At 35.7% G+C, this 19,156-nt stretch carries 23 protein-coding genes and 1 tRNA gene; 19 read left to right on the forward strand and 5 right to left on the reverse strand.

What is annotated here, in order from left to right; genetic code table 11:
- The first annotated feature begins 1 nt into the window (after position 1).
- From AB9K26_RS07995 to AB9K26_RS08055, 13 genes are all read left to right on the forward strand, one after another.
- Complete coding sequence (locus AB9K26_RS07995; RefSeq protein ID WP_369972031.1) at positions 2-1,432, forward strand: SDR family oxidoreductase; 1,431 nt, start codon at positions 2-4, stop codon at positions 1,430-1,432.
- Complete coding sequence (locus AB9K26_RS08000) at positions 1,425-1,559, forward strand: DUF2256 domain-containing protein (RefSeq protein ID WP_369972032.1); 135 nt, start codon at positions 1,425-1,427, stop codon at positions 1,557-1,559. The genes AB9K26_RS07995 and AB9K26_RS08000 overlap by 8 nt, the downstream gene beginning before the upstream one ends.
- Positions 1,538-2,845, forward strand: a complete 1,308-nt coding sequence (locus tag AB9K26_RS08005) for a DASH family cryptochrome (RefSeq protein ID WP_369972033.1) — start codon at positions 1,538-1,540, stop codon at positions 2,843-2,845. Before AB9K26_RS08000 ends, AB9K26_RS08005 begins: the two co-directional genes overlap by 22 nt.
- Positions 2,846-4,378 (forward strand): cryptochrome/photolyase family protein, encoded by a 1,533-nt coding sequence (locus AB9K26_RS08010; protein WP_369972034.1) that lies wholly within the window; start codon positions 2,846-2,848, stop codon positions 4,376-4,378.
- Positions 4,368-5,861, forward strand: coding sequence for a deoxyribodipyrimidine photo-lyase/cryptochrome family protein (locus AB9K26_RS08015; protein ID WP_369972035.1), 1,494 nt, complete (start codon positions 4,368-4,370; stop codon positions 5,859-5,861). Before AB9K26_RS08010 ends, AB9K26_RS08015 begins: the two co-directional genes overlap by 11 nt.
- Before the next feature lie 93 nt (positions 5,862-5,954).
- Positions 5,955-6,407 (forward strand): hypothetical protein, encoded by a 453-nt coding sequence (locus tag AB9K26_RS08020; RefSeq protein ID WP_369972036.1) that lies wholly within the window; start codon positions 5,955-5,957, stop codon positions 6,405-6,407.
- Positions 6,404-6,679 carry a TIGR03643 family protein gene (locus tag AB9K26_RS08025; RefSeq protein ID WP_369972037.1) on the forward strand — a complete coding sequence of 92 codons (276 nt, stop codon included), beginning with the start codon at positions 6,404-6,406 and terminating at the stop codon, positions 6,677-6,679. The genes AB9K26_RS08020 and AB9K26_RS08025 overlap by 4 nt, the downstream gene beginning before the upstream one ends.
- Positions 6,680-6,734: 55 nt before the next feature.
- Complete coding sequence (gene folE, locus AB9K26_RS08030) at positions 6,735-7,427, forward strand: GTP cyclohydrolase I FolE (protein WP_369972038.1); 693 nt, start codon at positions 6,735-6,737, stop codon at positions 7,425-7,427.
- 4 nt (positions 7,428-7,431) lie between these two features.
- Positions 7,432-7,656 (forward strand): hypothetical protein, encoded by a 225-nt coding sequence (locus AB9K26_RS08035; RefSeq protein WP_369972039.1) that lies wholly within the window; start codon positions 7,432-7,434, stop codon positions 7,654-7,656.
- Positions 7,657-7,709: 53 nt separating this feature from the next.
- A complete protein-coding gene (locus tag AB9K26_RS08040; protein WP_369972040.1) occupies positions 7,710-8,396 on the forward strand; it encodes an SDR family NAD(P)-dependent oxidoreductase in 687 nt (228 codons plus the stop codon).
- Positions 8,396-8,860 (forward strand): TspO/MBR family protein, encoded by a 465-nt coding sequence (locus AB9K26_RS08045; RefSeq protein WP_369972041.1) that lies wholly within the window; start codon positions 8,396-8,398, stop codon positions 8,858-8,860. The genes AB9K26_RS08040 and AB9K26_RS08045 overlap by 1 nt, the downstream gene beginning before the upstream one ends.
- Before the next feature lie 3 nt (positions 8,861-8,863).
- A complete protein-coding gene (locus AB9K26_RS08050; RefSeq protein ID WP_369972042.1) occupies positions 8,864-9,331 on the forward strand; it encodes an SRPBCC family protein in 468 nt (155 codons plus the stop codon).
- Between the two features lie 16 nt (positions 9,332-9,347).
- Positions 9,348-10,652: a deoxyribodipyrimidine photo-lyase gene (locus tag AB9K26_RS08055; protein ID WP_369972043.1), complete on the forward strand. Its 1,305-nt coding sequence runs from the start codon at positions 9,348-9,350 to the stop codon at positions 10,650-10,652.
- A 2-nt stretch (positions 10,653-10,654) separates the two neighbouring features.
- Here AB9K26_RS08055 and murA read toward each other — a convergent pair whose 3' ends face one another.
- The 3 genes from murA to AB9K26_RS08070 form a co-directional block, all read right to left on the reverse strand.
- Complete coding sequence (gene murA, locus AB9K26_RS08060; protein WP_369972044.1) at positions 10,655-11,971, reverse strand: UDP-N-acetylglucosamine 1-carboxyvinyltransferase; 1,317 nt, start codon at positions 11,969-11,971, stop codon at positions 10,655-10,657.
- Positions 11,972-11,980: 9 nt separating this feature from the next.
- A complete protein-coding gene (locus AB9K26_RS08065; RefSeq protein ID WP_369972045.1) occupies positions 11,981-12,613 on the reverse strand; it encodes a DUF4290 domain-containing protein in 633 nt (210 codons plus the stop codon).
- Positions 12,614-12,703: 90 nt separating this feature from the next.
- Entirely contained in the window at positions 12,704-12,997 is a 294-nt protein-coding gene (locus tag AB9K26_RS08070; protein WP_369972046.1) for a DUF493 domain-containing protein, read from the reverse strand.
- Positions 12,998-13,074: 77 nt separating this feature from the next.
- Here AB9K26_RS08070 and AB9K26_RS08075 point away from each other — a divergent pair, with 77 nt between their 5' ends.
- The 5 genes from AB9K26_RS08075 to AB9K26_RS08095 all read left to right on the forward strand — a co-directional run bounded on the left by AB9K26_RS08075 (position 13,075) and on the right by AB9K26_RS08095 (position 17,601).
- Positions 13,075-13,614 carry an AAA family ATPase gene (locus AB9K26_RS08075; RefSeq protein WP_369972047.1) on the forward strand — a complete coding sequence of 180 codons (540 nt, stop codon included), beginning with the start codon at positions 13,075-13,077 and terminating at the stop codon, positions 13,612-13,614.
- Between the two features lie 2 nt (positions 13,615-13,616).
- Positions 13,617-15,512, forward strand: coding sequence for an ATP-dependent DNA helicase RecQ (locus tag AB9K26_RS08080; protein WP_369972048.1), 1,896 nt, complete (start codon positions 13,617-13,619; stop codon positions 15,510-15,512).
- Entirely contained in the window at positions 15,509-16,462 is a 954-nt protein-coding gene (gene fmt / locus AB9K26_RS08085; protein WP_369972049.1) for a methionyl-tRNA formyltransferase, read from the forward strand. The genes AB9K26_RS08080 and fmt overlap by 4 nt, the downstream gene beginning before the upstream one ends.
- A 196-nt stretch (positions 16,463-16,658) precedes the next feature.
- Entirely contained in the window at positions 16,659-16,931 is a 273-nt protein-coding gene (locus AB9K26_RS08090; protein ID WP_369972050.1) for an HU family DNA-binding protein, read from the forward strand.
- 109 nt (positions 16,932-17,040) lie between these two features.
- Positions 17,041-17,601, forward strand: a complete 561-nt coding sequence (locus AB9K26_RS08095; protein ID WP_369972051.1) for a YqgE/AlgH family protein — start codon at positions 17,041-17,043, stop codon at positions 17,599-17,601.
- Here AB9K26_RS08095 and AB9K26_RS08100 read toward each other — a convergent pair.
- Both AB9K26_RS08100 and AB9K26_RS08105 read right to left on the reverse strand, forming a co-directional pair.
- Positions 17,598-18,443: an aminotransferase class IV gene (locus AB9K26_RS08100; RefSeq protein WP_369972052.1), complete on the reverse strand. Its 846-nt coding sequence runs from the start codon at positions 18,441-18,443 to the stop codon at positions 17,598-17,600. The two genes, AB9K26_RS08095 and AB9K26_RS08100, sit on opposite strands and share 4 nt — an antisense overlap.
- Before the next feature lie 57 nt (positions 18,444-18,500).
- Positions 18,501-18,893, reverse strand: coding sequence for an START-like domain-containing protein (locus AB9K26_RS08105; RefSeq protein WP_369972053.1), 393 nt, complete (start codon positions 18,891-18,893; stop codon positions 18,501-18,503).
- A gap of 129 nt (positions 18,894-19,022) precedes the next feature.
- On the opposite strand from AB9K26_RS08105, the gene AB9K26_RS08110 reads away from it, so the two are divergent.
- Positions 19,023-19,096 (forward strand) — tRNA-Met (locus AB9K26_RS08110).
- Positions 19,097-19,156 lie beyond the last annotated feature (60 nt).

The following is a 19,156-nucleotide window of genomic DNA, read 5'->3' on the forward strand; positions in this document are numbered from 1 at the left end:
CATGAAAATATTAGTCACAGGCGCAACAGGGTACATTGGCAAGCGGTTAATTCCGTTATTGGCCAACGACGAACACCATATTGTTTGTGCTGTTCGTGACAAACTTCGTGCAGACAAAGCTTATAATGAAGATGATTTGATTGATGTGGTCGAAGCCGATTTTCTGAAACCTGAAACACTCTCGAACATTCCAAAAGATATCGATGTTGCTTATTACCTCATTCACTCCATGTCAAATTCCTCAAGGGATTTTGAATCATTGGAAGAACGCTGTGCTATCAATTTTAGATCGTATATCGAAAAAACAGAGGTCAAACAGGTCATTTACCTTAGTGGTATTACAAATGAAGATGAACTTTCAAAACATCTACGTTCACGAAAAAATGTAGAAGAAACACTGAAATCTGATACTTATGCACTTACTGTATTTAAGGCAGGTATTATTGTAGGTTCTGGTAGTTCCTCCTTTGAAATTATTAGGGATTTGGTTGAAAAACTTCCAGTCATGATCGCTCCAAAATGGTTAAATACCAAAACACAACCTTTAGCGGTTAGAGATGTACTTTCATTTTTACACAAAAGCGCTGGTCGAACTGAAGTTTTTAACAAAGCCTATGATGTATTCGGACCAGAAATCTTGACCTACAAGGAAATGCTTTTACAATTTGCAGATGTTAGAGATTTGAAGCGTTACATTATAACGGTTCCAGTCATGACGCCTAAATTGTCTTCCTATTGGTTGTATTTTGTAACCTCAACGTCGTATAAATTAGCCACTTCATTGGTAGATAGTATGGGTGTTCAAATTATTGGAAAACCAAGTAATATCAATCAACTTCTCGATATCAATCCAATGTCTTATAAAGAAGCCGTCAAATTAGCTTTTGAAAAGATTGAGCAAAATAGCATTATTTCTAGCTGGAAAGATTCTATGGTAAGTAGTGGTCGATTGCGAAACCAACTTCATAAATATGTGAATGTACCAAAGTATGGATGCTTCAAGGATTATAAAGAGCGAAAAGTTATTGACACACAGAAAACCATTGATAAAATTTGGAGTATTGGTGGCCACAACGGTTGGTATTATGGCAATGTTCTTTGGAAACTAAGAGGCCATATCGATAAACTATTTGGTGGTATTGGCTTACGTCGCGGACGTACGAGTCCAACAGACCTAGACGCTGGTGATGCTTTAGATTTTTGGCGTGTTATTTTTGCCGATAAGACCAAACAAAAATTACTGCTCTATGCTGAAATGCGATTGCCTGGTGAGGCTTGGTTAGAATTTAAAATTGAAGACGGCCTTTTAAAGCAAACAGCAACCTTTAGACCTCGCGGACTTTGGGGTCGATTGTATTGGTATAGCATTTTACCATTTCATGGATTTATTTTCAATGGAATGATTAATAAATTGGTAGATGTCAATGCATAAGAAACCATATTTACCAAAAAAGATTTGTAAAACTTGTGGTTTACCATTTAGCTGGAGAAAGAAATGGGAAAAGAATTGGGAACAAGTAAAATATTGTAGCGAGCGATGCAGAAGACAGAAAACATAGGATTGATTTGGTTCAGGAACGATTTAAGAGTCCAAGACAATGCTTCATTATCTTTAGCCTTACAAAACCATAAATCGGTTGTAGCCTGCTATTGTTTTGATCCAAGGCAATTTGAAAAAGATATCTTCGGATTCAAAAAAACTGAAAAGTTTAGGGCAAAATTTCTCATTGAAACCATTTCCGACTTAAAGCGAAATTTAAAAAATCACAATATTGAGCTTTTTGTTTATTATGAATATCCTGAAATAGCCTTAAAAGCTCTTATTGAATCTTACTCTATTTCAGATGTGTATCTTCAAAAAGAATGGACGAGCGAAGAAGTAGAAGTATTTGAAAATGTAAAAAACCAATTACTGAAGCATGTAAGCTACCACGAAACTTACGATCAGTTTTTATACCATCCAAATGATATTATTTCAGACATTCAAAACATCCCAAAGGTGTTTACGGTCTTCAGAAAAAAAATCGAAAAGTACGCTAAAGTCAGAGCCTGCATTGACATTGATTCGGCAGAACCAATTGAAGGAATAAGCAATGACACCAAAATTCCCAGCATTGAAGATCTTGGTTATGAAGCTTTTGGAATTCATCCAAATTCAGCATTTCCGTTTAAAGGTGGAGAAACAGCAGCTCTTGAGCGACTACACTCCTATGCTTTTGAAACCAAAAAATTAGGCGTTTACAAGAAAACTCGAAATGGTCTGGTCGGAACAGACTACAGTTCTAAATTTTCACCTTGGTTAGCCAATGGAAGTTTATCTGCCAGAACCATTTATTGGCAGGTCAAAAAGTTTGAAAAATTACATTTTAAAAATCAATCAACCTATTGGCTCATTTTTGAATTAATATGGCGAGATTTTTTCAAATATGTATCGCTTAAACATGAAAATGAAATTTTTAAAATTGGCGGCATCCTTCAAAAGGACTACGAATGGAAATCAGATCAAAATCGCATCAATCAATGGATCAATGGTGAAACCACATCAGCTTTCGTGAATGCCAATATGGTAGAATTGAAAAAAACTGGTTGGATGAGCAATCGTGGTCGGCAAAACGTTGCTTCTTTCTTTTCAAAAGACCTCCTACTAGATTGGCGTATTGGAGCTGCGTATTTTGAATCATTGCTTTTAGATTACGATGTACATAGCAATTATGGCAATTGGATGTATGTTGCTGGTGTTGGCAATGATCCGAGAGATCGAAAATTCAATGTAGAGCTTCAGGCTGAACGCTATGACCCAAATGGAAAATTTCAAAACCTCTGGCTTCAGGAAACCTTATTTTAAATGAAAACACTTCGACTTGTACTTGGCGATCAACTCAATAGCAAACATTCTTGGTTTAAAACAACCAATGATGACATCTTATATTGCTTATTTGAAATGCGACAAGAAACCGATTATGTGAAACACCATATCCAAAAAGTTATTGGTTTTTTTGCTGCGATGAGAGCTTTTTCCGAAGCGTTACAAAAAGCAGGTCACAATGTGGTGTATTATAAAATCAATGCTTCTGAAAACACCCAAAGTCTGACAGATAATTTGAATCAACTCCTAGATAAAAATAAGATAGAGCGTTTTGAATACATACTTCCTGATGAATACCGATTGGATAACCAATTGAAAACATTTTGTGAAACCTTGAAAATCCCTTTTGAATCAGTTTCAGCAGAACATTTCTATACTGAACGCCAAGATTTAGCCAACTTTTTTAAAGGTAAAAAACAATATCTCATGGAGAATTTCTACAGAGATATGCGAAAAAAACACGATATCCTAATGGTTGGAGATCAACCCGAAGGCGGCAAATGGAATTATGATAAAAGCAATAGAAATAAATGGAATGGCGATGATGATATTCCGCATTACAAATGGTTTAAGAATGATGTTTCAGAGATACTAAAAGATATCAAGAATTTAGATATTGAAACCTTTGGAAATTTTGAAACGCAAACCTTTACCTATCCAATTACTAGATCACAAGCTTTAGAGCAGCTTAAATACTTCTGCGAAGCATTACTCATTCATTTTGGAACGTATCAAGATGCTATGCACACCGATGAAACGTATTTGTTTCATTCACGATTATCCTTCGCCATGAACCTTAAATTGATATCTCCAAAAGATGTCGTAAAAACTGTTATGAATTACTACAGAAAACATGGCGACGACATTGACATTTCCCAAGTAGAAGGTTTTATAAGACAAATAATTGGTTGGCGTGAATACATGAGAGGCATGTACTGGGCTTTTATGCCAGATTATAAATCACTCAATGAACTTGATAATACCAATAAGCTAGCAGACTTCTTCTGGACGGGAAACACAAAAATGAACTGTTTGAAACATGCTATTACTAATTCTCTAGACAATGGCTATGCACATCACATCCAAAGACTAATGATTACTGGAAACTATGCCTTGCTCACACAAACCCATCCAGATGAAGTTGACGATTGGTATCTAGGTATTTATGTCGATGCCATTGAATGGGTTCAGTTGACCAACACCAGAGGTATGAGTCAGTATGCTGATGGTGGTAAAATCGCTACAAAACCGTACGTTTCGTCTGGTTCTTATATCAATAAAATGAGCAACTATTGTTCTAACTGCCATTACAACCATAAGAAGAAAACTGAAGACGATGCTTGTCCGTTCAACAGTTTGTATTGGAATTTCTTAGATGAAAAGCGAGAGCAACTAGGAACTAATTATAGAATGGGAATGATGTACAGTGTATTGGATAAAATGGATAAAACCCAAGTACAAATGATTAAGGAAAGAGCACAACATATCATAGCAAACCAAAATGAATACTAAAGCTCCAAAACTAAATATCGTATGGTTGAAACGTGATTTGCGACTTGAAGACAATGAGGCTATTTACAATGCATTGAATTCAGGTGAACAAACGCTTCTTCTCTATACATTTGAAGACCTTCTTATAAACGATAAACACTACAGTGAACGTCATTGGAATTTTATCAAAGAATCCATTCGGGATTTAAATGATAAGCTTAAACCATTCAACACTAAAGTTTTTACAGTTCGTGCAGATATTATAAAGACTGTAAATTTATTATTATCGAGATACCAAATCAGAGATATCTATTCACATCAAGAAACAGGAATTTTAGTGACTTACAATCGGGATAAGGCATTTAAGCGTTTCTGTAAAAACAACCTAATCACTTGGCATGAAAACATCAATAATGGTGTACATCGAGGTTTGAAGGATCGATCTGAATGGACCACATTATGCAATTCATACTTTGAAAAAGAGCCTCTTACTTTTAACCCTCAACAAAACCAACTTTTAGATATTGAAACCATCGAAGATTTAGAAAACTTAATCTCTATTCCAAACCTAGAAACCCCTTTGGAAACTTCATTTCAGAAAGGAGGCCGAACAACTGGACTGAAATATCTCGATTCTTTCCTAGACAAACGTTGTAAAAATTACATGTCTCACATTTCTAAACCCGCATTATCCAGAACAGGATGCAGTAGATTATCGCCTTATTTAGCATGGGGGAATTTATCAGTTAGAGAAGTTTACCGAAAAGCATACATAGCAAAAAAATCAGCTACCAATAAAGCAGATTTAGAAGCCTTTATGTCGCGATTGCGATGGCAAGCCCATTTTATCCAAAAATTTGAAATGGAACACACCATGGAAAAGGAAAGTCTCAATAAAGGCTATCGGAAGTTAAAAAAAGAGATTTCAATGCACTATCAAGACGCATGGAAAAAAGGTCAAACAGGCTTTCCTTTAATTGATGCTTGTATGCGTTGTTTAAATGAAACAGGTTATCTCAATTTCAGAATGCGAGCATTAGTCGTTTCATTCTTTACACATAACCTTTGGCAACCATGGCAAGCGGCCTCTCATCATTTATCTCAAATGTTCTTGGATTTTGAACCAGGCATCCATTTTCCTCAACTGCAAATGCAAGCTGGTGAAACTGGAACCAATATGATTCGAATTTATAATCCCATAAAAAACAGTTGGAAACATGATCCTGAAGCAATCTTCATAAAGCAATGGGTTCCAGAACTGAAATCATTAGAAATTCCCTTTGCACATGAACCTTATCTCATGACAGAGTTAGAACAACAATTTTATAATTTCAAATTGGGAAAAGATTACCCTAAACCTATTGTTGATGTAGAAAAATCACGAAAGAAGGCATCAGATATTCTATGGGATTTAAGAAAAAACAAACTGGTACAGAGCGAAAGTAAGCGCATTATTAAAAAACATAGCTTAAGAAGCAAAAACACTTCATTGCAAATCTCCTAAAGTCAGAGACTAAAAACCTTAATCAAGCTTAAAATAATAGTATGTTAATTTTTTGTTTAATTATAATGATAAAAGATTAAACATTTTGTACATTTGAGTAATTCAGAAGTGCAAAATTTGATTTTAGATACGACACATAGCAATAAAGAACACAAAAAATTAATTCGTGATTTAATAGGAAGACCTTACTCTTTTTGGGAATCTTTAAAAATGGGTGGTGTTGGATCGAAACGAATGATTATTGAACAAGTGAGCCCAAATATGAATAAGTATCTCAATAAAATTTCAGATATAAATTATGCGAATATCGAAATGCGGTCAGATGGCATTCTGATTTATATCAACAAAGGACTTAAAAACTATACTTGGGTTATTCCTTATTACCAACTGGTTATTTATAAATCAGATGGCACGAGCATACACTCGCAAGGAAAGTTTATCCGATTTAAAAAAAATAGAACTTTTAAAGAAAATGCCGCTTTTATCAAAAAGTTGTTTTCAGCAAAAGTGAATTATGACAAGCGCTTTGAATTTCAAGGTTTATGATAACACTTAGCACTAGAGATATAGACCGAATTATAGAAATGGCTTGGGAAGATCGCACCACCTTTGAAGCAATCGAATTTCAATTCGGTTTAAAAGAACAAGAAGTCATCGAACTGATGCGTAAGGAAATGAAGCCCAAAAGTTTCAAAATGTGGCGAAAGCGTGTTCAAGGCAGAGCCACCAAACATGAAAAATTAAGGACATTTAGAGAGGGTAGATTTAAATGTTCACGTCAAAAACAAATTACCCATAACAATATTTCAAAACGATAACGTGCTTTGCTTTACAAGTTAAATTTTAAAGACAGCACATAAAAAAGAAGATCATATGAGTAGTGAATTAAAAATGAAACAAAACGGCCACAAATTAAACGGGTTCTCAATTTCAGAAATTGGAGATGAACATCTCTACACAGGTCTGGAAACTCCTATGAAATCTGATGCGTTTAAATTAAGCGATGAAGAAAAGAAAGAACGTATTGCAATTTTATTTGAGGAAATCATGGATATCATGGGATTAGATCTTACTGATGATTCCCTCAAGGGAACACCTCAACGCGTCGCTAAAATGTATATAGATGAAATCTTTTCGGGTCTGAACCCAAAAAACAAACCTAAAGTCGCTTTGTTTGATAATAAATATCAATACAATCAAATGTTGGTGGAGAAAAATATCACCTTCTACTCCAACTGCGAGCATCATTTTGTTCCTATCATTGGTAAGGCACACGTCGCTTATATTTCTTCGGGTAAAGTGATTGGCTTATCCAAATTAAATAGAATTGTTCAGTATTATGCCAAACGACCTCAAGTGCAAGAACGTTTAACCAATCAAATCGCAGAAGAACTTAAATCAATTTTAGAGACAGAAGATGTTGCGGTGATTATCGATGCCAAGCATTTGTGTGTCTCCTCAAGAGGCGTTAAGGATGATACCTCTGCTACTGTAACGACCTATTATGGTGGTAGATTTAATTCTTCACAAAAGATTAATGAATTACACAACTATATAAACAATTAATATTATGGATGTTATAAATAGAGCTTTAGAGTTTGAACAACGAAAAAGAAAGTCATTATCAACCAGTGATCGTGTAAAAATATCGCGCGAGGCCAAATCATTGATTCTTGAACTCAATACTATTTACAAACAAAAAAAGGATCAAAAAATCATGGATATCATGAAGCGTTTGACAGCTATTAAGCAAAAAGTCGAAAAACGTCTCAAAGGAAAACCTTTAATGGTATAAGATTTCCTTAAAGCAATGCTAATTAGAATCTATTTAGAATCAAAATCAGTTAAATGAAAACTTACATTATTGTTGGTGGTAGTAAAGGAATTGGGAATGCAATAGTTAAAAAATTACTAGACGAAGGCCACCAAATCATAAACATTAGCAGAACGCCTCCTGAACAATCCCATACTAATTTAGAACATTTGTCTTGCTATGTGCTTTCAGAGGATTTACCTGATATAAATAGTGCTGATGGACTCGTTTACTGCCCTGGAAGTATCAATTTGAAGCCTATTGAACGGTTTAGCCTTGAGGAGTTTAGGGAAGACTACGAAATTAATGTGATTGGTGCCGTAAAATGCATTCAAAAATACTTGCCGATACTTAAGAAGAGTGACAAACCTTCAATTGTTCTATTTAGTACAGTTGCCGCAAAGTTAGGAATGCCATTCCATACCAGTATCGCTGCCGCAAAATCTGGTGTGGAAGGTTTGGTAAAATCGCTTGGTGCTGAAATGGCGACGACTTTAAGGATTAATGCCATTGCGCCAACAGTAACCAATACAGATTTGGCTTCCAAATTGTTGCGAAACGAAAAAATGGTTGAGAACATCAGTCAGCGTCATCCAATGAAAAAATTCCTTGAGCCAAATGATGTAGCTGAAATGGCCGATTTTCTACTATCTGAAAAAGCGCATACCATCTCAGGTCAAGTATTTGAAATGGATTGTGGTATTGTAAGTTTTAAAATTTAATGAAGTCTTTCCTTAATGCATTTTTGGTATTTCTCATTCTGAACTTTAGTGCTTTGGGTATTGGTTCTTGGTTGATGAATAATGGTCCGCAATCAGAATGGTATACCAATCTCAATAAAGCGCCTTGGACACCAGAAGGTTGGGTTTTTGGTGCCGCATGGTTTACAGTTATGCTTTGCTTTGCCTTTTATATGGCTTTTCTTTACAAACAACAATGGACCTCAAGAAAAGCTATCATCTATGGTGTTCAGCTTGTTTTGAATATCAGTTGGAATTACCTATTCTTTAACCAACATTTGATTACCATAGGTCTTATCAACTTAATTTTACTAACTAGTATTGTTTACTTGATTTTGATTACCTATTGGAAAGATTTAAAATCAAAATCCTTTTTTATTGCTCCTTATGCTTTGTGGCTTTTAATCGCCATTTCACTAAACCTTTACATTTATATTTACAACTAGCGTATGAAAATTTACAGGTTACATAAAACCCAATGCTTACCCATTTCAGTGGAAACGGCTTGGGATTTCCTTTCAGATCCAAAAAATTTAAAAACCATCACACCTGATTACATGGGATTTCATATCTTGTCTGGAGCCGATAGACCTATGTATGCTGGTCAAATCATCCAATATATCGTGACACCTGTTTTGGGTATTAAAACCAAATGGGTCACCGAAATAACACATGTGATAGATAAGCATTATTTTGTTGACGAACAACGATTTGGTCCTTATGCCTTGTGGCATCATAAGCATTTTATTAAACCTATTGATGGAGGTATTGAAATGGAAGACATCATAGATTATAAAGTTCCCTTTGGAATCATTGGTCAACTTGTTCATCCATTTTTGGTAAAACCCAAATTAGAGGAAATCTTCAACTATAGAAAAACGAAGTTGGAAGAACTCTTCGGAACCTACAATAGCTAAATTAGAACAACCTTTTATGACACAACCTCTGAACATATTTTGGTTTCGACGTGATCTACGATTGGATGACAATATCGGATTTTATCATGCGCTAAAAAGTGGGAAACCTGTACTGCCCATTTTTATCTTTGATTCAGAAATCCTTGAGTCCTTACCAAAAGATGATGCTCGAGTGACCTTCATTTATGAAACGCTTCAGACCATGCGTAATACACTTCAAGAAGACTACGGAAGCAGTATTGCCATATTCCACGGAAAGCCACTGGAAATATATAAACAACTTATAAATGACTATGAAATAGATACAGTATACACCAACCATGATTATGAGCCTTATGCAAGAAATCGTGACAAAGAAATTCAAGACTTTTTAAAATCTAAGTCCATCGAATTTAAAACCTTTAAGGACCAAGTGATTTTCGAAAAAAGTGAGGTGGTCAAAAACGATGGTGATCCATACGTTGTGTTCACACCATACATGAAAACTTGGAAAGAAACCTTCAAAACGCATGATCTTGAAATTTACTATACGAATTCATACCTAAAAAATTTGGTTGAACACTCGCGCTTACCAAACCTTAGCCTTTCTGATATTGGATTTGAAACCTCTAATCAAAAAATTGAAGAATATACAGTTACACCAACATTAATCCAAGACTACGAAGCCACTAGAAATTTCCCAGCTAAGAACGGAACATCTCGTCTTGGTCCACATTTGCGCTTCGGAACGGTCAGTATTCGAAAAATGGTTAAAAAAGCCATCGCAGAAGAAAATGAAATCTTCTGGCAAGAATTGATATGGCGAGAATTCTTTATGCAAATATTATGGCATTTTCCACACACCAAAGACGAATCCTTTAAGTCGAAATACGATAGGATTGAATGGCGAAATAATGAAGATGAATTTAAAAAATGGTGTGACGGCAAAACAGGTTATCCGCTTGTGGATGCTGGCATGCGAGAATTAAATGAAACTGGGTTTATGCACAATCGTGTTCGGATGCTCGTAGGCAGTTTTTTGTGTAAACATTTGCTCATTGATTGGCGTTGGGGCGAAGCATACTTTGCTGAAAAATTGCACGACTACGAAATGGCTAGCAATATTGGAAACTGGCAATGGGTTGCAGGTTCTGGAGTTGATGCTGCACCTTATTTCAGAATTTTTAACCCGACAACACAAATTAAAAAATTTGACAAAGACCATAAATACATCAAAAAATGGGTGCCAGAATACCAAGAACTCAGCTACCCTGAACCAATGGTTGACCATAAAGCGGCTCGCGAACGCTGTCTAAAAGTATATAAAACTGCTCTTAATTAGAATTAGTTCCCTTCTACTCTTTGAATATGTGCTCCAATAGCACGTAAACGCTCGTCTATATTTTCGTAACCACGATCGATTTGTTCGATATTGTGAATAGTTGACGTTCCCTTAGCTGATAAAGCTGCTATCAACAAGGAAACTCCTGCTCTAATATCAGGTGAGGTCATCGTCGTAGCTTTTAATTGCGACTTGAAGTCGTGGCCAATCACTGTAGCACGATGCGGATCGCAAAGAATGATTTTCGCTCCCATATCGATTAGTTTATCAACAAAGAACAATCTGCTCTCAAACATTTTCTGATGCACTAAAGCACTACCTCGAGCTTGGGTTAAAACCACCAAAACGATACTCAACAAATCAGGTGTAAATCCAGGCCAAGGTGCATCTGAAATGGTCAAAATCGATCCATCAATATAACTTTGAACTTCATAACCATCAGTATGCGCAGGAATGTGGATATCGTCACCTTGACGTTCAATAGTGATTCCTATTTTACGGAAGACACTAGGTATCAAACCTAAATCATCCCAACTTACGTTAGTGATGGTCAGCTCGCTTTTAGTCATTGCAGCCAAACCAATCCAACTCCCAATTTCAATCATATCAGGAAGCATACGATGTGTTGTGCCACCAAGTGTTTCAACACCTTCAATGGTTAAGAGGTTAGATCCAACACCACTGATCTTGGCTCCCATTCTATTCAGCATTTTGCATAATTGCTGTAAATAAGGTTCACAAGCAGCATTGTAGATGGTTGTTGTGCCTTCAGCTAAAACCGCTGCCATAACAATATTGGCAGTACCAGTTACCGAAGCTTCATCCAACAACATTTTAGTTCCAGTAAGCTTATCAGCTTCAACGCCATAGAAATAATCTTCTCTATTATATCGAAATTTAGCGCCTAAATTGATAAAACCTTCAAAGTGTGTGTCCAATCGACGACGACCAATTTTATCACCTCCAGGCTTTGGAATATAGCCTTTTCCGAAGCGACCCAACAAAGGACCGACAATCATAATAGAGCCACGTAACCCTTTTCCATCTTCCTTAAACTCTGCCGATTCGAGATATTTTAGATTCACCTCATCTGCTTTAAAGGTATACGAACCTTTGCCTAGCTTATTAACCTTAACGCCTAATTTCTTCAATAAGGCAATCAATTTGTTAACATCGATGATATCTGGGATGTTATCTATCTGAATTTCTTCCGCTGTTAAAAGAACAGCACATAAAATTTGTAATGCTTCGTTTTTGGCTCCTTGAGGCTGAATGCTTCCTTTGAGTTGGTGACCGCCTTCAATAATAAATGTTGACATGAACTAAGGTTAGTAGCGTTTTCTTCGGTTAGAATTCTTTTTATGATGTGATTTCTTGGAATAGCGTTTTTTATTGCGCATCAAGCTTGAAGAATCTGAAAGATCTTCGTCAGTCGCCTTCAAATTGATTTTTCCGTCAGACAATTCATATAAATGATTAAAAATAACATCGTCCTCAACAGTATCTTTATTCCAATTCAAAAAACACTTCTTCATGTGATTGGCAATAGTATATACCAAAGCCTCCTTCATGTCTCCCTCTTCCCAAGTATTGGCAACATCAATCATCGTCTTGATATTGTTACCGTAAAAACGATACTTAGGATGATTTTGAGGATATTTTAAAGGTTCAGGACGTTCAGACAATTCTTCTTTGGAAGGTTTAGGATATGGGGAATCCACATCCAATTCAAAATCGGAAATAATAAATAATTGATCCCATAACTTATGCTGAAAATCAGGAACATCTCTTAAATGTGGCTGCAAGTTACCCATCACATTAATGATGGATTTGGCTACTTTATTTCGTTCTTCTTTATCTGATAAGCTCTTGGCGTAATTCACCATTTTTTGAAGATGTCTTCCATATTCAGGAATAATCAACTGTTCACGCTCTGTATTGTATTCTAAATCGTCAATCAAAATATTAAATTGTGTAGTATTTATGGTTTATGCATGAAGTGTTTCTGCATCTGTTTGCAAAATACAAAAAAATAGTCAGCTACCTATAAATTAAAGAGAAATTACACCTTCAACCTCAACGGCAACTTCTTTATACTTTAAGATGACAGCTTCAGGAGTTTCCATTTGTAAATTTACAGACACGCTTGTGTAAGTCCCTTTTCCAGATTCCTTAGTAGTGATGACAGCACCTAAATTATCAAATAATTCTTCGATTTGCTTTATTTTTTTAGGATCTGTTGGAACAATAAATTTATAGAGATATTCTGAAGGCCAACTGGCTGTTTCATACAATTGGACTCTCAGCTTTTTATAAAATTCTTCTGTTTTCTTCTGTGCACTCATATCATTTTTCTTCAATGGCAAATATACATTTTACTTTGCATTATTATTGTTAATTTTACAACCAAAACCTTGCCAATTTGAATACACGTAAAATCGTCATTACAGGTGGACCAGGTACTGGTAAATCTTCCATTATAAACGAACTGGTTAAACGCAATTATAATTGCTTTGAGGAAATTTCTAGACAAGTAACCCTTGAGGCTCGACAAAAGGGCATAGAACAGCTCTTCTTGACCGAACCTTTGCTATTTAGTGAACTATTACTTAAAGCCAGAACCCAACAATATCATGATGCTATGTCTAGCGAAAGTGACATTGTATTTCTTGATCGCGGATTACCTGACGTTGTGGCATATATGGATTACGCCAATAATACGTATCCAGATCATTTTAACCAAGTTTGTGAAGACCATAAATATGATCAAGTATTTGTGTTAGCACCTTGGCAAGAGATTTATACAAGCGATAGCGAACGTTATGAGAATTTTGACCAAGCAGTTCAAATCCATGATGCCTTATTAGACACCTATGCTCGTTTTGGTTACCAGTTAACAGATGTTCCTTTTACAAGTATTGAAAACCGTACAGATTTCATTTTAGACACCATAGATCTTTAGCGATGTCGCATCCTATTAACATATTGGAACGTTATTGGAATCACACTTCGTTTAGACCGCTTCAGGAAGAGATTATCCATGCCGTTTTAGATAATGAGGATACTTTTGTCCTGTTACCCACAGGTGGCGGAAAATCGGTTTGCTTTCAAATTCCAGCACTGATAAAGGAAGGCATCTGTATCGTTATCTCGCCTTTGGTAGCCTTGATGAAAGACCAGGTCAAAAACCTTAAGGACAAAGGTATCAAAGCGCTAGCCATTCCAAGTGGTATGAGCTATAACGAATTAGACACTTTGTTAGACAACTGTATTTACGGCAACTATAAATTCTTATACCTGTCACCTGAACGCTTACAACAAAAAATCGTTCAGCAACGCATTCAACAAATGAATGTTAACCTCATTGCTGTTGACGAAGCACATTGCATTAGTCAATGGGGAAATGATTTCAGGCCAGCTTACAAGAATATTACCATTTTGAGGGAACTACAACCAAGTGTTAACGTGATTGCCCTAACAGCAACCGCAAAACCTGAGGTGATTGAAGACACCATTAAAAATTTGGACTTTATCTCGCCAAAAGTTTTCAAGGCTTCGTTTAGCCGACCGAATATTTCTTACAATGTTATTGAAAGTGAAGACAAACTTTATGATCTTGAACGGCTTTTGAAAGCGCATCAAGGCGCATCAATTATCTATGTGAGAAGTCGCAAATTAAGTATTGAGATTCATCAATATCTTGAAAAAAAAGGGTTTCAATCGACTTTCTTCCATGGAGGGGTTCCCACAAAGGAAAAACAAAGTCGATTGAACCAATGGATGCACAACCAAAAGGACATTATGGTTGCTACCACTGCTTTTGGAATGGGAATTGATAAACCAGATGTAAAAACTGTATTTCATATCAATTTGCCAGAAAGTTTGGAAAGCTATTATCAGGAAGCCGGTCGTGCTGGAAGAAACAATAAACCTGCGTTTGCTTTTTTACTTAAAAATGCTTCGGATGAACAACGACTCAAAAATCAGTTTATTGAGGCTTTGCCTTCAACAGATTTTCTAAAAGTAGTCTATAGAAAGCTTTGTAACTTTTTTCAGATTTCCTATGGTGAAGGTGAAAATACAACCCATTATTTCAACTTTAACACCTTTTGTAAAGCCTACGATTTTAAATCGGCACAAACCTATAACGCGCTTCAAATATTAGATCGAAATAGCATCATTAAATTAAACCAACAATTCAATTATAAATCAGCTTTACAATTTACCATCAGCAATCATGCTTTATTTTCCTATTTGGAACAACATCAAAATTTTGACACGATTATAAAAAGCATCTTACGGACGTATGGTGGTATTTTTGAACACCAATTGGCCATTAACCTGTCGTTGATAGCACAGAAAGCGGCAACTTCTGAAAAGGAAATTGTGAGGGTTCTTGAACAATTACATAAAGATGACGTGGTAGATTTTAAATTTTCAAATACCGATTCGGAAGTAGTCTTTCTTCAACCAAGAGAAGACGATAAGACCATCAATAGAATTTCGAGGGTAGTTGAACAACAGCACGACATCAAAAAACAACAAGTGCAATCGGTTATAGATTACATCTACACAGACGCTATTTGCAAAAGCATTCAGCTATTGCGTTATTTTGGAGAACAAACAGATACACCTTGCGGAATTTGTTCTGTATGCACATCCTCTAAAAAAGGAAATAATGTTGAAATAGGAGATATCAAGACCGAGATCCTTTCGAAATTGAAAATAAAAAATATGAGTTCAAGACAACTGGTTGAACAACTTCCGTATGCTGAAGAAGATATATTTGAAGTCTTAAAACTTTTACTAGAACACCGAATCATTACAACAACTGCATCTAATACCTATAAAATAATATGACAAGAGACGCCTTAAGAATTGTGTTCATGGGCACACCTGATTTTGCTGTGGCCACATTGAAAGAATTGGTTGAAGCCGATTATAATGTTGTTGGTGTGATTACTGCACCTGACAAGCCTGCTGGTCGCGGACGCAAACTTCAGGAATCTGCTGTGAAAAAATACGCCATCTCTGCTGGTCTAAATGTACTTCAGCCCACAAATCTCAAAGCCGATGAGTTCGTAAATGAACTAAAAGCACTAGAGGCCAATCTCCAAGTTGTCGTGGCTTTTAGAATGCTTCCTGAAGTCGTTTGGAACATGCCTAAATATGGCACTTTCAATTTACACGCTTCGCTTTTACCAGATTACAGAGGTGCTGCACCAATTCATTGGGCGATCATTAATGGTGAAACTAAAACTGGTGTGACCACTTTCTTTATAGATGAGAAAATTGACACTGGAGCCATGATCCTTCAGAAATCTATAGAGATTGATTCTAAGGAAACTGTTGGAAGCTTGCACGACAAGCTCATGATTATTGGAAGCAAGTTGGTTTTAGAAACCGTAAGACTAATCGAAAAAGGAGAGGTCGAAACTACCATTCAGCCAAAATCTGAAGATTTAAAGACAGCTTACAAACTCAATAAAGACAATTGTAAAATAGATTGGTCAATGTCTTTAGAGGACATTTACAATAAAATTAGAGGCTTGAATCCGTTTCCTTCGGCTTGGACTTACCTTCAAAATGGGGACGAGACAATGACTGCTAAAATTTTTGGTATTGAAAAGGAGCATGCTAAGCATGATTTAGTTATTGGTTCTATAGTAGTTCATGAGAAAGAAATGAAGATTGCCGTTAAAAATGGATACCTACATATTAAGGAAATACAACTTCCAGGAAAACGAAAAATGGATGTAAAATCTCTTATGAACGGATACCATTTCGAAAAAAACGCCAAAGTGCTCTAAACCCTTATGTACATTGATATTATAAAAAATCCGATAAAATGCACTTTCTTTATTAACAAATGCGCTAAGTTATCAACAAATAACCGTATTTCCCTTGCTATTACTTGCATAGGTGGATTTTACATATAAATTTGTAGAGGATTTTACAGAAATGTTTAACCACTTATAATTAATAATAATTTAAAAATTAAATTTTATGAACAAAACAGATTTAATCAATGGAATGGCAGAAAATGCAGGAATCACTAAAGCAGCTGCTAAAAAAGCATTAGACTCTTTATTAATTGATATTGAAGGAGCGTTACAAAAAGGTAACAGAGTATCTTTAGTAGGATTCGGTTCTTGGTCAGTTTCTAGAAGATCTGCAAGAGAAGGAAGAAACCCTCAAACAGGAAAAACTATACAAATCAAAGCTAAAAACGTAGTAAAGTTTAAGGCTGGTTCTGATTTATCGAATGCGGTAAACTAAGATTTTTCTCTACAGAATATGAAAAGCCTTCCAAACGGAAGGCTTTTTTACTTCTATTAATTGGTTTTTAAAAAAATAAGTTTTAGATTTAATTCATAAATCATTTGATATGATTACAATAAAGCCCAAAAAAGGTGATTTATTAATTGCCGAACCATCCATCATTGGTGATATGTCTTTTAACAGGTCTATCATTCTATTAGCAGATCACAATAGTGAAGGTTCTATTGGTTTTATTCTTAACAAGCCTCTAGATTATTCGCTAAGCGATTTGGTTCCTGGAACGACTTCTGATTTTAAAATTCACAATGGAGGTCCAGTTGAACAAGATAACCTATATTTCATCCATCAGGTGCCTGAATTGATTCCTGATAGCATTGAAATTTCCTTAGGGATTTTTTGGGGTGGTAACTTTGATGTGGTTTTAAAACTTCTTGAAGAAGACAAACTTACCGAATCTGATATTCGTTTCTTTTTAGGGTATTCTGGTTGGGATTCACAACAATTGGAAGTCGAACTGTCTTCCAACTCATGGATTGTTTCTGAAAACGTATATAAAGAGCAGCTCATTGAAAAAAGCTGTGAATCGTTCTGGAAGGAAAAAATGCTAGAACTGGGTGGCAACTATTTACTTTGGTCTAACGCACCAGAAAATCCGAGTTATAATTAAGCCAATCGCAGTTTCGTATTCAGACGTTTCAGTATATCTGCTGTAACGGTCGTTACATACTCCTTTTTTCGATATTTCATTACAGGTTGAATACCTGTAATCACGTTACTGATAAACATCTCATCAGCTTTTTGAAGTTCAAATGGTGAAATTGAGGTTTCCTCAATCACATAGTCACCTGAATTTACAATAACCTCTATAAGCTGTTTTCGCATGACACCTTTCAAACAACCATCTTCCAAAGGAGGCGTCTTTAGGGTTTCCCCAAAAACCAAAAACAGATTACCATTAAGGGCTTCAACCATGTGCTTATCAGTATTCAGGAGTAAACAGTTTTGCCAATCGTTTTCTTCGGCATAAATACTACCCAAAACATTAATGGCTTTATTGTTGGTCTTTAAGGTAGAAAGTAATCCAGGAGCCACAAAAAAATCCTTAAAGAGATCGACGGTATAGTTTTCTTGATTAGGAAGTGTGTAAAAATCTGAATGGATGGCTTCCGCAGAAATATTATAACTGATGTCATTATGCTGAGGTTGATACTTTCCGCCTTCACCTCTATCGACATTAAGCCGAACCCTTGCAGACGAATTCAAAAGTGTGTTGGCATCAAGGGTTTTTAAGATTTCCGCTTCAAGAAATTCCATCGTAAAACTCATCGGAATTTCCATTCGCATAATTCGCATAGAGGCCATCAACCTAAAGTAATGATCTTCCCAAAACAGTATTTTGCCATGTACGACCTTACAGGTTTCAAAGACCGCGTCACCATATTTATAACCTCTATTCTCAGTCGTGATAAGTTGTGAATTTTGAAGGAGTTCTCCGTTAAGATTTACCATAAAAAAAGTCCTGATTAAACATCAGGACAAATATAAAACTTATACGATAGAGAGCTCTTATGCCGAGCCTAAAACTTGTTTTAAATCTGAAATTTGATTGTCCCAAAGCATTTTAGCTTCCTCTATCTCATCTTCTTCAGCATAATCGGTCACGATGATTGACACATCTTTAGTGATTTCATCGACTTGAATTCTGACTTCAAAATAATACGATTCGCCTTCCTCATGGTCGCTTAGCCATCTAAATTTAATACGCTCACCACTTTTTTTACTGAGCAATTTGGCCTTTTCTTCGGAACCATCCCAAATAAAGGTAAACATTTCGCCTCGAGAGTTAACATTATCTGCAAACCATTCTGATAATCCCGAAGGTGTTGATATATATTGAAATAAAAGTTGAGGAGATGCATGTATAGGAAACTCCATTTCAAACTTAACTTTATCGTCCATTTGTATTGTAATTATGTTGCTCAATATATACAAATAATTGAGAGTTTAAAACTAAAGTGCAAAAAAATATTTTAGGCTTTTAATGTTTGTTGCCATAAATTTTGTTTTTATATTTGCAGCCGAATTTATGGCGAGGTAGCTCAGTTGGTTAGAGCGTCGGATTCATAACCCGGAGGTCTCGAGTTCAAATCTCGATCTCGCTACAATTAATAATCCTATACAAAATTGTATAGGATTTTTTTTGCTTTCTATTTTAGACAGTT

The sequence above is a fragment of the Psychroserpens sp. XS_ASV72 genome (assembly GCF_041224425.1).
In the GTDB taxonomy this organism is placed as follows: Bacteria; Bacteroidota; Bacteroidia; order Flavobacteriales; family Flavobacteriaceae; genus Psychroserpens.